14 protein-coding genes are annotated in these 13278 nt (G+C 76.0%); 3 read left to right on the top strand and 11 right to left on the bottom strand.

The annotated features are described in order from the left end of the window. Nucleotides 1-17 precede the first annotated feature (17 nt). The 3 genes from FGD68_RS03595 to FGD68_RS03605 are packed head-to-tail and all read left to right on the top strand — an operon-like array spanning nucleotide 18 to nucleotide 3892. Complete coding sequence (locus FGD68_RS03595; RefSeq protein ID WP_237609790.1) at nucleotides 18-1751, top strand: (2,3-dihydroxybenzoyl)adenylate synthase; 1734 nt, start codon at nucleotides 18-20, stop codon at nucleotides 1749-1751. Continuing rightward, nucleotides 1744-2445, top strand: a complete 702-nt coding sequence (locus FGD68_RS03600; RefSeq protein ID WP_237609791.1) for a 4'-phosphopantetheinyl transferase family protein — start codon at nucleotides 1744-1746, stop codon at nucleotides 2443-2445. Before FGD68_RS03595 ends, FGD68_RS03600 begins: the two co-directional genes overlap by 8 nt. A gap of 10 nt (nucleotides 2446-2455) precedes the next feature. Next, nucleotides 2456-3892, top strand: coding sequence for a salicylate synthase (locus FGD68_RS03605; protein WP_237609792.1), 1437 nt, complete (start codon nucleotides 2456-2458; stop codon nucleotides 3890-3892). A 9-nt stretch (nucleotides 3893-3901) separates the two neighbouring features. Here FGD68_RS03605 and FGD68_RS03610 read toward each other — a convergent pair whose 3' ends face one another. The 11 genes from FGD68_RS03610 to FGD68_RS03660 form a co-directional block, all read right to left on the bottom strand. After that, nucleotides 3902-5713 carry a DUF2207 domain-containing protein gene (locus FGD68_RS03610; protein ID WP_119373341.1) on the bottom strand — a complete coding sequence of 604 codons (1812 nt, stop codon included), beginning with the start codon at nucleotides 5711-5713 and terminating at the stop codon, nucleotides 3902-3904. After that, entirely contained in the window at nucleotides 5706-6095 is a 390-nt protein-coding gene (locus FGD68_RS03615) for a hypothetical protein (RefSeq protein WP_119373342.1), read from the bottom strand. The genes FGD68_RS03610 and FGD68_RS03615 overlap by 8 nt, the downstream gene beginning before the upstream one ends. A 36-nt stretch (nucleotides 6096-6131) precedes the next feature. Then, a complete protein-coding gene (locus FGD68_RS03620) occupies nucleotides 6132-7541 on the bottom strand; it encodes a serine hydrolase (protein ID WP_237609793.1) in 1410 nt (469 codons plus the stop codon). 93 nt (nucleotides 7542-7634) lie between these two features. After that, on the bottom strand, nucleotides 7635-8915 hold the full coding sequence (locus FGD68_RS03625; protein ID WP_119373343.1) for a glycoside hydrolase domain-containing protein: 1281 nt from the start codon (nucleotides 8913-8915) through the stop codon (nucleotides 7635-7637). Nucleotides 8916-9153: 238 nt separating this feature from the next. Then, nucleotides 9154-9615: a phage holin family protein gene (locus FGD68_RS03630; RefSeq protein WP_237609794.1), complete on the bottom strand. Its 462-nt coding sequence runs from the start codon at nucleotides 9613-9615 to the stop codon at nucleotides 9154-9156. An 88-nt stretch (nucleotides 9616-9703) separates the two neighbouring features. Beyond that, nucleotides 9704-10309 carry a hypothetical protein gene (locus tag FGD68_RS03635; protein ID WP_104236945.1) on the bottom strand — a complete coding sequence of 202 codons (606 nt, stop codon included), beginning with the start codon at nucleotides 10307-10309 and terminating at the stop codon, nucleotides 9704-9706. After that, nucleotides 10306-10884: a hypothetical protein gene (locus FGD68_RS03640; protein ID WP_104236944.1), complete on the bottom strand. Its 579-nt coding sequence runs from the start codon at nucleotides 10882-10884 to the stop codon at nucleotides 10306-10308. Before FGD68_RS03640 ends, FGD68_RS03635 begins: the two co-directional genes overlap by 4 nt. Continuing rightward, nucleotides 10881-11255 carry a hypothetical protein gene (locus FGD68_RS03645; protein WP_104236943.1) on the bottom strand — a complete coding sequence of 125 codons (375 nt, stop codon included), beginning with the start codon at nucleotides 11253-11255 and terminating at the stop codon, nucleotides 10881-10883. Before FGD68_RS03645 ends, FGD68_RS03640 begins: the two co-directional genes overlap by 4 nt. Continuing rightward, nucleotides 11252-11440 (bottom strand): DUF2273 domain-containing protein, encoded by a 189-nt coding sequence (locus tag FGD68_RS03650; RefSeq protein WP_063070479.1) that lies wholly within the window; start codon nucleotides 11438-11440, stop codon nucleotides 11252-11254. Before FGD68_RS03650 ends, FGD68_RS03645 begins: the two co-directional genes overlap by 4 nt. Then, nucleotides 11437-11874, bottom strand: coding sequence for an Asp23/Gls24 family envelope stress response protein (locus tag FGD68_RS03655; protein WP_104236942.1), 438 nt, complete (start codon nucleotides 11872-11874; stop codon nucleotides 11437-11439). The genes FGD68_RS03650 and FGD68_RS03655 overlap by 4 nt, the downstream gene beginning before the upstream one ends. Before the next feature lie 209 nt (nucleotides 11875-12083). After that, the gene (locus tag FGD68_RS03660; protein WP_119372684.1) at nucleotides 12084-13277 is read right to left on the bottom strand and encodes a helix-turn-helix transcriptional regulator; all 1194 of its coding nucleotides are present in this window, start codon (nucleotides 13275-13277) and stop codon (nucleotides 12084-12086) included. Between the last annotated feature and the right edge of the window lies 1 nt (nucleotide 13278).

Here is a 13278-nt window from a genome sequence, read left to right on the forward strand (position 1 = left end):
GAGGAGGACGCCGACGGATGCACGAGCGCGAGAGCGGAGAGCAGCCGGACCACGGGGCCGCAGGCGGATCCGCGGACTGGGCCGACGCGATGGCCCGGGCCGCCCGGGCAGCGGGGCGCGAGCCGGATGCGCGGCTCGACGGCATCCTGCGCCGGAGCGCCGCACGCGTGCCCGACCGCACGGCCCTCGTCGGGGGCGGCGGGCGCTGGACCCATGCGGAGCTCGACGCCGAGGTCGACCTCGCCGCGCGCGGCCTCCGTCGGGCGGGCGTCCGGCCCGGCGACCGGATCCTCCTGCAGCTCGCCGACGGCGCCGCCTTCGTCATCGCCTGGTGCGCGCTCGTGCGCGCCGGCGCCGTGCCCGTGCACGCCATGCCGGCCCACCGGCTGATGGAGCTCGCGCATCTCGCGGTCGGCAGCGGCGCGCGCGGCATGGTCGTCGCGGAGCGCGTCGGCCGCGAGGACGGCGGGGAGCTCGCGGCCGGGGTGCGCGCGGCCTGCCCCGGGCTCGACCTCGTGATCGTGCACGGCGCCCGACGCGGCGACGGCGGGCTCACGTGGGAGGAGGTCCGCGACCGGGGCCGTGCGGAGGATCCCGCCGGCGCACCCGGACCGGGCCTCGACCCGGTCGCGCCCGACGGCGCCCCCCGCCTCGCCCTCCTCTTGCACTCGGGCGGCACCACGGGCCTGCCCAAGCTCATCCCGCGCCATCACGCGGAGTACTCCTACAACGCGTGGGCGGCGGCGCGCGCCGCGGGCGTCGGTCCCGGCTCGGTGCTGCTGGCCGTGCTGCCCCTGGCCTTCAACTTCACCCTCGCGTGCCCGGGCGTGCTCGGCGTGCTGGACGCGGGTGGCACCGTCGTCATCGCGCCCGACCCGGATCCCGCGACGGCCTTCGCGCTCGTCGCCCGCGAGCGCGTGACCCACGTGGCCCTCACCCCCACGCTGGCGCGCGCGTGGATCGACGAGGCCGCGCACACGACCGCCGACCTCTCGAGCCTCCGCGTCGTCCAGGTCGGCGGCGCCCGGCTCGACGACGCGACGGCGCGCGCCCTCGAGCCCGCGCTCGGCGCCACGCTCCAGCAGGTCTACGGGATGGCCGAGGGGCTCGTCTGCACGACCGCCCTCGACGATCCGCCCGAGCTGCGCTGGGGCACGCAGGGCCGCCCGACCAGCCCCGACGACCTGGTCCGGCTGCGAGCCGCCGACGGATCCCTCGCGGCCGACGGCGACGAGGGCGAGCTGGAGACGCGCGGGCCGTGCACGCTCCGCGGGTACCACGCGGCCCCCGACGCGGACGCGACGGCCTTCACGTCGGACGGCTTCTACCGCACGGGCGACATCGTGCGGCGACTCCCGTCGGGGCACCTCGTCGTCACGGGACGCGCGAAGGACCAGGTCAACCGCGGGGGCGAGAAGTACGCGGCCGCGGAGATCGAGCGCTACCTGCTGGCCATGCCGTCCGTGCGCGAGGCCGCGGTGGTGCCGGTGCCGGATCCCGACCTGGGGGAGCGCGCGGTCGCGGTCATCGCCTGCGCGGGGCCCGCTCCGGATCGCCGCCAGGTCGTCGCGCACCTCCGCGCGCTCGGGGTGGCGGCGTACAAGCACCCGGACCGGGTGGTCGCGCTGCGCGCGCTGCCGCTCACCGCGGTGGGCAAGATCGACAAGGCCCGGATCGCCGCGCTGCTGGCCGCGGACGCGGATGCGGACGCGGACGCGCAGCCCCATGCCGACGGCGGCCCCCGTGCTTGACGCGATCCTCCCCGCCGGGGCCGTGCTGGCGGAGGAGCGCGGTCCCGCCCGCGAGCACGACCTGCATCCGGCCGAGGCGGGTGCCGTCGCCCGCGCGGTGCCCTCGCGTCGGCGCGAGTTCGCGGCGACCCGGGCCTGCGCCCGCAGCGCGCTCGCCGCCCTCCGCGCCCGCGCCGGGGAGGCCGCCGTCGCGGCCCCCGGATCCCCCCTCGTCGCGATCCCGAAGGGCCAGGGCGGCGACCCCGTCTGGCCCCGCGGCGTCATCGGCAGCCTCACGCACTGCGCGGGCTACCGGGCCGCCGTCGTGGCGGGCGCGGACGCGCTGCGCACCATCGGGATCGACGCCGAGCCGCACGCACCGCTGCCCCGGGAGGCCCGGGACGTCGTCGGGCTGGCGGGCGAGCTCGATCCGCGTCCGCCGCTCGGCGTCGACGTTCACGCGGACTGCGTGCTGTTCAGCGCCAAGGAGTCGGTGGGCAAGGCGCACTACGCCCGGTACCGCGAGTGGCTCGGCTTCGCGGACCTCCACGTGACGCTCCATCCCGGAGGCGCGTTCACCGCCCGCCGGTGCAAGCCCGGCCCCGTCCCGTTCCCCGCCTACCGCGGCAGCTGGCGCGTCACGGAGGGTCTCGTCCTCACGTGCGCGTGGCTCGCCGTCCCCCGCATCCCGTCCGCCGTCCCCCGCCTCGCCTGAAGGAGCCCCCATGCCCGCAGCCCCCGTGACCCGCGTAGCCGAGCTGCGGATCACCCGCGACCCGCTCGGCGCCGTCGCCGACCTCGCGCGGGCCTTCCGCCACGAGCCGCACGTGATGCTCGAGGAGGCCGGGCGGTTCTCCTGCGCGATCGGCGCGTGGGCCGAGGTCGTGGTCGACCGGCGGGTCGTGCGCCTGCGCGTCGCGGGCGAGGACGACGTGGTCGTGCCGTGGCGGGAGCAGCCCCTGCGCGTGGTGGACCGGCTGCTCGAGGGCCTCGGCCCCGGCCGCGGGCGCGCCTACGGCACCGCGTCCTTCGAGCTGGCGCGCGCGCACGCGGGTCTCCCGGTCGCCGCCGACGCGGGGGAGCTCCTGCACGTGATCCTGCCGCGCACGGAGGTGACCGTCGCGGACGGCCTCGCGACCGTCCGCTCGGGCGACGCGCGGGAGGCGGCGGCGGTCGCCCGGATCCTCGGTGCCGCCGAGCCCGCCGCCGAGCCCGCGTCCGGCCCCACCGCCCTCGCGCCCGCGCCCGCGCGCCCCGGCGTCCCGGATCCCGAGGAGGGTCGCGCGCGCTACCTGGCGGCGGTCGCGTCGGGCATCGCCGCCATCCACGCGGGGGAGCTCCAGAAGGTCGTCCTGTCCCGCCGCGTGCCCGTCGCGGGCGAGGTGGACCTGCCCGCCACCTTCGTGCGCGGACGCCGGGCCAACACGCCCGCCCGCTCCTACCTGCTGGGCCTCGGCGGGGTCGAGGCGGTGGGCTTCAGCCCCGAGATCGTCGTGGCGGTGGATGCGCGGGGCACCGTGCGCACCCAGCCGCTCGCCGGCACGCGGGCCCTCGTCGCCGACCCCGTCGAGTCGCGGCGGCTGCGCGAGGAGCTCCTGTCGGACGCGAAGGAGATCCACGAGCACGCCATCTCGGTGAAGCTCGCGGTGGAGGAGATGGCGCCCGTGTGCCGCCCGGGCAGCGTGCGCGTCGAGGAGTTCATGGTGGTGGAGGAGCGCGGCACCGTGCAGCACCTGGCCTCCCGGGTGGCGGGCGAGCTCGTCGACGGCCTCACATGCTGGGACGCGCTGGCCGCGCTGTTCCCGGCCGTCACCGCATCGGGCGTCCCCAAGCGCGCCGCGTTCGACCTCATCCGCCGGCTGGAGGGGCACGACCGCGGGCTCTACGCCGGCGCGGTCCTCCGCATCGACGCGGACGGCGCCCTCGACGCGGCCCTGGTGCTGCGGACGCTGTTCCGGCGCGACGGCACGACGTGGCTGCAGGCCGGCGCGGGCGTCGTCGGGGCGTCCCGTCCGACGCGCGAGCTGGAGGAGACGCGCGAGAAGCTGGCGAGCATCGCCGACCACGTCGTGCGCGCCCGCGAACCGGGCGCCGGAGCGCAGGCCGCGGACGAGGCCGGCACCGGCTCCCGCGCCCCGCGGGGAGCCGCCGCCGGCCGGTGACGGCGCGGCTCAGACCCCGCCGCCCCCGCCGCCTCCACCGCCGCCGCCGGAGGTCGTGCCTCCCGTGGATCCGCCGCTCGAGCTCGAGCCGGAGTACGTGCCGTGCATGCTCGACGACACCGAGCCGAGGCTCGAGGCGAACGCGGCGGGCGCGAACGGCGTCTGCCCCGCGTACCAGCCCGGCCGGTCCCGCGCGTGCTCGTAGCGTCGGCCGAGCTCGTCGGCCCACTCCTCCTCCTGGCCGGACATCGCGGCGTACGGCAGCAGCTCCTCGGTCAGGCGCAGCACGTCGCGGTCGTCGCGGGGGAGGTCCCGCCGCTCGGCGCCCTCGGGCGACTGCAGCATGCGGATCCGGTCGGCCTCGGCCAGCCGGATGAACTCGCGGAGCCCCGCGAGGTGGTCGCGGAGGGCCACGCCGCGCTCGGTGAGCGGGTGCTTCACCAGCGCGAGGATCGTCACCGCCGTCGCGAGCACGCCCGCGACGAGGAACGCGATCACGACCGGCCCGCCGTACGCGTCCACCAGCGACAGCACCGCGAAGACGATCGCGGCGACCATGCCGAGCGACGCGGCGACCAGCAGCAGGACGATGGGCCCTACCGGCAGCGGCTTCCGGAGGCCGTCGGCGACCGTGCGCTTCGTCACGGCGGCCATCAGCCTCTGGATCCGCGCGGCCGCCTTCGCATCGGTGCGCGCCAGGTCCTTCACGGCGCCCGCGCCCGCGCCGTCGCCGAAGACCGCGTCGAGGAACGCCCGCTCGTCGGGGTCGGTGACGCGCGACGGATCCACGAGCTCCAGCGAGAACGTCGGCTTCTTCCGGCCGCCGTCCCGCTCCACGATCCGCACCGCCCCGCGCACCGCGAGGTCGAGCACGAGCGCGGTGGTCGCGCGCGCCGCGTTCCCCGAGATCACGGAGGAGACCAGCACGCCGACGCCCTCCGGCGGTTCGTACTGGGCGACGATCGTCCCGCGGCCGGGCGCGTCGGACAGGCGGCGGCGTCGCAGCACGAGGGCACCCGCGGCGGCGGCCAGAGCCAGCAGCGCGCCCGCCAGCGACAGGCTCGGCCAGGGCGCGGCGAGGAACGACGAGTCGCGCGGCGTGAACGTCCCGGGCTCGAACCCGATGCTGAAGGTGAGGTTCTCGCGCGGGCCGATGCCCTCCGCGACGGCCGTGAAGCCGGCATCCGTGCGGGTGATCTCGGCGGGCCCGTCCACGCCCTCGGGACCTGCCGCGGCATCCGCGCCGCCCGTGAGCCGCGGGAGGAGCTCCGGCGCGATCTCGACGGTCGCCGTCACCCGCCCGAACGGCTGCGCCCAGCCGAGCCCGTTGACGTCCCAGTAGAACTCGTCGGCCGCCGTGTCCGCGTACGTGCGGGTCACGTCGTGCTGCTCGTACTCGATGACGTAGGTCTGCTCGCCGCGCACGTACGCGTCGTCGGCGATGGTCAGCACGAGCGCGCCGTCATCCGTCTCGGACTCGTAGGCGCGCGGATTCCCGGCGCCGTCGGTGACGGACAGCACGCGGAGCCCGGTCGGGTGGCCGTCGTAGTCGCGCACGAGCTCGCGGCGGATCCCGCGGTTCTGGTCCCGGTCGGGGAACTCGGCCACGAGCGTCTCGGTCGTACGGAGGACCGAGCGGCCGTCCGCGTCCGCCGACAGTCGGTAGACGGCGTCGAAGGAGCGGAACGAGAAGTCGTCCACGTCGGCGTGCGCCGGGGCGGCGAGGCCGAGCGGGATCGCGAGCGCGGTGAGCAGCGCGGCGACGACGGCGAGGCGGATCCGGGCGGCGCGGCCGGCGCGGATCCCCGCGCGCTCACGCACCGGTAGCCCCCGTGCCCGAGCCCGGCCCCGGATCCGCGTCGACCAGCCGCCACTCGGCGACGAAGTCGCGGACGCTCCGGGTCTCGAGGTCGAGCCGCACGCGCTGCAGCAGCCGGTCCGCTTCGTCGAGGTCGCCAGCGTCCGTGCGCATGACCTCCCGGCCCGTGTCGATCCGGCGGACGACGAGCTGCGCCTCCCCGCCGAGACCGCCGAGGTCCCCGCCCAGGCCCACGGCGGTGAGCGCGACGGTGGCGATCGCGCGCACCGCCCGTCGCACGGGCCGACGCGGGCCGGCGTCCAGCAGCGCCTCGAGGACCTCGGCGGCGACGTCCTCGTCCCGACCGCCCGCGTCGTCCCGGCCGCATGCGTCAGCGCTCGTCATCGTGCTCCCCTCGCGCGGCCCCCGCCGCACTCGGAGTCAACCACGGGATCCGCCCGTCAGCAGGGCAGCGGCGTCGGCCGCCAGACCCGAGTAGGCGGACTGCCGCTCGAGGTCGGCCGCGTCCCGCGCGGCGGCCTGCACCACCACGGTCCACGCGTCGTCGCCGTCCTCCACGAGGTACGCGAGCGCGAGCGTCCCCACCGAGCTGCCGCCCTTGAACGCGACGCGGTCGAAGCGCTCCGGCTCGGGCAGGCCCGGGTTCGCCGCGAGGATCCCGCGCACGGGCTCCCCGGCGGGCGTCGCCGCCAGCTCGGCGAGGCGCACGTGCGCGCGGGCGATGTCGTCGGGCGTCGCGAACCAGTCGGCGCCCTCGGTCCACACGACGTCCGTGACCGCGGTGACGGGCACGTCGACGACGCCGCCCGGAAGCGCGTCGAGGAGCGCTCGCCGCTCGGCCGCGTCGCCGTCGGCCCACGCGTCCCGGAGCGCGCCGTCGTCCTGCCAGCCGATGCGGAACAGGTCGCGCGTGCTCATGAGCGGCACGTTCCGCGGCGGATCCGAGTGGCCGAGGTCCGCGAGCGCCGCCTCGACGGCCTCCCGCCCGACGGCCTGGATGAGCATGTCGGTGGCCGTGTTGTCGCTGATCGCGATCATCTTCTCCGCGGTCTCGCGCACGCTGACGACGGTGCCGGTGGGGGCGTCCTGCAGCTCGCCGGAGGGCAGGCTGCGCACGTCGTCGGTCACGGTGAGCGGGTCGTCCCAGCCGATGCGGCCCTCCTCGACCGCCTGCACGAGCGCACCGAGCACGTAGAGCTTCACGATGGATCCGATGGGCCGCGCCTCGGTCGCGGCGACGCCGTCGGGCAGCACCTCGAGGATCCGCTCGCCCAGCTCCCCGTCGGAGACGCGCGTGACCGTGAGCGACACGTCGCCGCCGAGCGCCGCGGCCTGCTCCTCCAGCTCCGCCCAGCTGGTGGCGGGCTCGCGGTCGCCCTCGGGCTCGCCGAAGAACAGGCCCTCGATGAGCCCGGCGTCATCGACGGAGACCTGCATGTCGAAGGTGCCGGCCTCCACGCTCGCGATGGTGGTCGTCGACTGCTGGCCCTGCTCCTCGTGCGCGGTCGCGGTCCACGGGCGGCCCGCGCGCACCTGCTCGAGCACGGCCGCGATCTCCTCCGCCGAGGCCGCGTCGAGCATCACCTGCGCGAGGCGCTCGCCGGTCTCCTGCACGGGAACCGCGTCATCGGAGTCCACCGTGTCGAGCAGCCACTGCGCCTGCTGGCCGACGGGCGAAGCAGGCAGGACCACGGGCTCGCCGACAGGCGCGGACGTCGCGGGATCGGCGGGCGAGGCCGCGCACCCGGTCGTCAGGGCGGTCACGGCGGCGATCGCGAGGGCGATCGCGGTGTGCGTGGGACGGGGCGGTCGGAGCGGTGACGCGGGCATGCGTCCATCCGACAGGAACGGGGCCGCACGGGCGTCCCCCAGGAGGGGGAATCGTCCGGGCGGCCCCGTGGGTCGCGTCGTACCCGGGTCTGATCAGCCCCGCGGCTCGATCCGGCTCTGGCCGACGTCGCGGCCGGAGACGACGTTCGTGTCGATGCCGATCGCCCCGTCGCCCGTGCCGACCGTGTGCTCGAGGATCTGGTCGAACGCCCAGTTCCCCGGGATCTTGACGCCGAGGTTCGCGCCCCAGCCGGTGGGCATGTCGGCCACGAAGCTGAGCTCGGTGAGGTGCGCGTCGGCGAGGGTGCCGCAGACGCGGCGTCCGCCGTACACGCCCACGCGGTAGGCGCTGCCGCGGCGCTCCAGCTCCGCGTGGATCCCGCGGAAGTACGGCTCGAGGTACGTCTCGACCTCATCGCCCGTCGCGTCGAAGTCGACCGCGTAGTAGATGGGCGTGCCCGGCAGGAAGCCGAGGCGGCGGGCCGCGTCGTCGGCGCGGCCGGCCGCGCGCACCCCGAGGTCGTACGAGAAGTACGTGGTGTCGGTGCCGCCCTCCTGGAAGATCGGGAACACCTTGAGGCCGCCCGCGAAGATCGCGTCGAGCTCGCCGTCCACGATGCGCTTCGCCAGCGCGTCCGGCCGGTCGGAGTCGGTGAGGTAGCGGCCGACGATCGTGCAGCCGGCGTCCTTCAGGGTCCTGGCGCGCTCGGCGGTGATGACGGTGATGCCGTCGGCCGCGTCGCCCGGTCGCGTCGGGTCGCCGTTGCTCGCGAGGAGCGCTGCCCACGTGCGGTGGTCGCCGCGACCGGTCTCGGGGAGCGCCATCGAGCGCTGGAACTGGGAGATCCGCACGCCCTGCTCGGCGGAGAAGGTGCCGTCGACCGGCCCGTCCCACGTGCTCATGACCACGAGCGACGCCTGGAGCAGGTGCACGAGGTAGCCGGTGGTGTCGGCGGATCCCACGGTGAGGGTCGCCTGCTCCTGCAGCGTCGTGCGGGTGAGCGGGCCCATCACGCCGTTGGCGGTAGCCTCGTCGATGCCCATCTCCAGCTGGAGCGCGTGGATGAGGGCCGTGTGGGAGTCGCCCGTCCACACGCCGTCGGTGGTGACGGCGGGGAAGCCGGCGCGGGCGCCGTAGCGCGCGACGAGCTGCCTCTGGATGTCGCGGACGACCGGGCGGCCGTTCGACGCGAGCGGGACCTCGGGGATCGGGGTCGCGGGGGTGGTGGCCTCGTCGGCGTGCGCGGGACCCGCGGCGACCAGGGCGACGGGGACGGCGGCGAGTGCGCCGCCCAGGACGGAGCGTCGGGAGAGGACGGAGCGTCGGGAGAGGACGGAGCGTCGGGAGTGGTCGGAGCGTCGGGACTGGTTCATCGGTGTGCCTCCCATGCCGGGCCACCGAGCAGACCGCCCGCGCGGCGGGCGACGAGTCCGGGGGGACGGCGGTCTGCGATTGTCCGACGGCCTGATGGCGACGCGTGGTGCCGCCGGGCCGAGCGGGCGTGAACGGTCACCGTACGCGAGGCCGGTGCGCGAAGCCGCCCGGCGTCCACAGGGGGAGCCGGGCGGCGGGGCGGGCCGTGCCGTCCGATGCCGGGCGGCGCGGCGCGCGTCAGCCGGCGGAGGGCGCCGATGCCGCGGGGCCGGTCGGCCCGTCGGATCCTCCGTCGCCCGCGCCCCGGTCGCCCGGGCGCATGCGGTCGCGCGCGTGGTGCAGCGTGTCCGACGGCACGGGCGGCACGCCGCGGGACAGCCGCGCGATGCCGACCCGCACGACGACCGCGGTCGCGATCCCGAACAGCGCCAGCGTGATGAGCGTCGCCGCCCACAGCGGCAGCGCGAGCAGCAGGAGCGCCACGATCACCGCGGCGAGGAGTCCCAGCGAGACGAGCGCGAGCGCGACGCCCGCGCCGAGCATGATGGCGCCCGAACGGGCGGACCGGGCGCGCTCGCCGATCTCGCGCTTGGCGGAGTCGATCTCGGCGCGCACCGCGCGGAGCAGGGGGTCGATGGCCTTCTGGGCGAAGGATCCGCCCAGCCAGCCGCCGCGGGAGGAGCTGTCGTCGTCGGTCATGGTGCGTCTCTTCTCTCGTGCAGGGTGGCAGACGACCGCCCCGGTGCGGATCGCGACGGGATCCGTGCCGGGGCGGCCGCGGGATGGATCAGGCCAGGCGGGTCTCGCTCGACATGCTCGAGCGGAGGCCGCCGGTGATCTGGATGAGGACCGGCACCTCGGTGCCGAGCACCGCGTCGAGCCGGGTCACGGCCTCGTCGACCGTGCGGCGGACCGCGACGGGCGAGACGCCGCGGCGGGCGACAGCGGTGACGCGCAGGGTGGTGGCGTGCGCCACCTCGAACGCGGTGACGTCGACGGAGACGATCGCGGAGTCGTCGCGCAGCGCGTCCCCGAGCAGCTGCTCGGCGACCTTCGCGTCGATGACGACGGATCCGCCGGTGGGGGTGGACGCGTCGCGCCCGCCCTCGAGCCGGACGAGCGTGCCGGTGCGTCCGTGCCCCTGGCGGAGCGCGAACCAGGCGAGGACCACGATGAGGACGAGCGCCACGAGGGCGACGACCCAGAGGATCCACGGCTGCCCGCCGGAGAGCGCGTCCCCGACCGGCTGCTTCGCGTCGGACGCGGCGCCGGAGACCGTGGACTGCACACCGGGCAGCAGGCTGCCCGCGCCGAGCGCGACGCCCGCCGCGATCAGGACGAGCCCGACCACGATGACGAGGAGGCGGTTGAGCGCCCTGTTCGTGCTGGTCATGAGCCCACCTTCCCGTCCTTCGCGAGCGTCACCTTGGCGGTGAGCTTCGGCGTGTAGTCGTACCCGTCGAGCTCGGCGCGGACGGCCTGCTCGATGGTGGCCTTGTCCGGCGTGTAGCCCGTGGAGGGGGTCAGTCGGACGAGCACCTGGCGCTTCGAGACCGAGACGTCGACCTGGTCCGGCGACACCTCGCCCGCGTAGCTGGCGGTGAGGGCTACGGAGCGGGCGATGACCCGGTCGTCGACGACGGCCGCGGTGCGGCCGAGGCTCCCGCCCCGACGGCCGCGGCTGCCGGGCGAGATCCCCACGATGACGAGGATCAGGCCGACGATCGCGACAACGACGCCGATCGCGACGAGCGCGCCGGCCGGGGCCGATGCGGCGTCCAGGGTGGCCGACGCGAGGTCGGCGGGCGCCAGGAGCAGCGGCGCGGTGCCGACGGCCGCGAGGACCGACTCGGTGCCGAGCCAGGCGAGCACGAGGATCAGCAGCACGGCGAGCGTGATGGCGATCCCGGCGCGCGACGAGTGCGTCTCCCGCCGCACGAGGCGGCGGTAGGTGCTGTCGGTGCTCATGAGACCCTCCTGCGTTCCTGGATGCGCGCGCCCGTGATCCGGAGGTCGACCCGGCCCACGGTGGATCCCGTGAGGCCGAGCACGCGCTCGCGGACCTGGGTCTGCGCTGCGGTGAGGCGCTCCACCAGCGACCCCTCGCGGACCGGGCGGTCCGAGAGGGCGGGGACGCGGATGGGGGTGCGCGCCTCGACGGTGAGCTTGCCGCCGGCGTCCGTCAGCGTGACGGAGACGTCGCCGGCCGGCACCTCGAGGGCGTCCGCCGTGACGGCGGACACCACCCGGCGCACCGCGCGCGACGTGATCGTGGTGCGGCCGCGGGTCGCCTGCGACGCGGTGCCGGGCGTCCCGGGGGCCGCGATCGCGGAGCTCACGACGACCGGCGCCCGCGGAGGGCGTCGGCGAGGCCGCGGACGTCCAGCTTGCCCTCGAGGACGCGGCCGACGCCGAAGCCCACGGCCATGAAGATCAGGACGAGGAGGAAGCCGCCGAAGCCGAAGGCGAGCCCGGAGAGCGCGAGGACCGCGCCGACGAGGAGGCCCGTGGTCGTGGGGGTCACTGGACGCGCTTCTCGGCCGCGTCGTCGTCGGACGACTTGTCGTTGGGGAGGTTCACGTCGGTGATCGTGACGTTGACCTCGGTGACCTCCATGCCGACGACCTGGTCGATGGCGTCGGTGATGGCGGAGCGCACGTCGTCGGCGACCTGCTGCAGGTCGACCGGGTACTCGGCGATGAGCGTGACGTCGACGGCGACCTGGGTCTCGCCGACCTCGACGGAGATGCCCTGGCCGCGGTCCTGCTGGCCGATGACGTTGCGGATCGCGCCGACGGCACGGGCCGCGCCGTTGCCGAGGTCGTGGACGCCGGGGACCTGGCGGGCCGCGATGCCGGCGACCTTCTCGATGACGCCGTCGGCGATGGTGTTCTTGCCGCCGGTGGTCCCGGTGCCGGTGACGCCGGTGGACGCGGACGTGGGGGTGATGCTCGACATGGTGTCTCTCTCTCGTGGTGGTCGGACGGTGGTGGTGGTGCTGCTGCTGCACGGCGCGGATCCGAGGATGCCCCGCGATCCCGCCTCGTCATTCAGACGCATGGGCCGGGTGGTTCGGCACGCGGTTCAGGTGACTCCCAGGGAGCACGATCACCGCTTCGCCTGTCGGACACCGATCGGGGCGGGAGCGGACACCGCGCCGACGATTGTCAGCCGCGGAGCGTCGCGCTCGGCAGCTCGCCGAAGCGCTCCGCGTAGGACGCGGCGAAGCGGCCGAGGTGGCCGAAGCCCCACTGCTCTGCGACCGCCCGCACGGTGGTCGTGGTGGGCGACGCGTCGCGCAGCTCGGCGTGCACGCGGTCGAGCCGGATCCCGCGGAGCAGCGCGCTCGGGGTCGTGTCCTCGTGGCGTCGCACGGCGAGCTGGAGCACGCGCGTGCTGATCCCCGCGGCCCGGGCCGCGTCCGCCGGCGTGATGGGCCGGTCGGCGTGGTGGTGCAGGTACTCGATGGCGGCGCGGACGGCGCTCATGCGCGGCGCCCGCATCTCCGCGCTGAACGGCACGTCGTGCCACGGGAACAGCTGGAGGGTGGCGCGGGCGATGAGCAGGCCGGCCTGCATCCGCAGCAGCGGGCTCGACGTGGCGTCCTGCAGCACGGGGCTGGCCTCGCCGACCGCGTGGCGCCATGCGGCGGTCTGCTCGGGCGACGGCGGGCGGGTGTGGTCGAAGACGAGGGGACGCGAGCGGCCCTCGTGCAGCTCCGCGGCGGTCTCCTCGAGGAAGGTCGCGTCGATGTGCACGAGGTTCTGCACGGCCGGCTCCGAGCGGAAGCTGAACGACCGGCCGGAGGGCAGGAGGAAGGGACGGGATCCGCTCGAGCGCACCTCGTGCGAGCCGACGTCGACCGCGCCCGACCCCTCGCGCCACCAGGCGACGACGTAGTCGGGCAGCACGGGGATCCGGCCCCAGTGCTCGGCCGGGAACACCGACGAGCGGAGCGTCACGTTCTCGTCGCCGACGAACGAGTACCGGTACGAGAAGTCGCCCGGTCCCTTCGCGGCGCGGAACTCGGTCCCGGGGAAGAGGGCGGCGTAGCGCGCGATGGCCTCGTCGACGTCCGTGCCGGCCATGTGGCCGCGGCGGAGTGCGGGCGCGGGGGCCTCGGCGGCCCAGTCGGCGAGGTCGGCGGTCCGCTCGTCGGAGCGCGCGCCGCCCTCGTGGGGCGCGATGGTGTCGACGGTCGCGACGCCGTCCTGCGGGTGCGTCTGGGGTCCGGGACGTCCCGGCGTCGCGTGCACGGCGTCGTCGCCTGCCCGACCGTCGTCCGACGCGGACAGGGCGTGGACAGCGTGCAGGGGGGAAGCGGGGCGGCGGCGCCCGTCGGGCGCGGTGGCGGTGCTCATT

The organism is Clavibacter californiensis, from assembly GCF_021952865.1.
Taxonomy (GTDB): Bacteria; Actinomycetota; Actinomycetes; order Actinomycetales; family Microbacteriaceae; genus Clavibacter; species Clavibacter californiensis.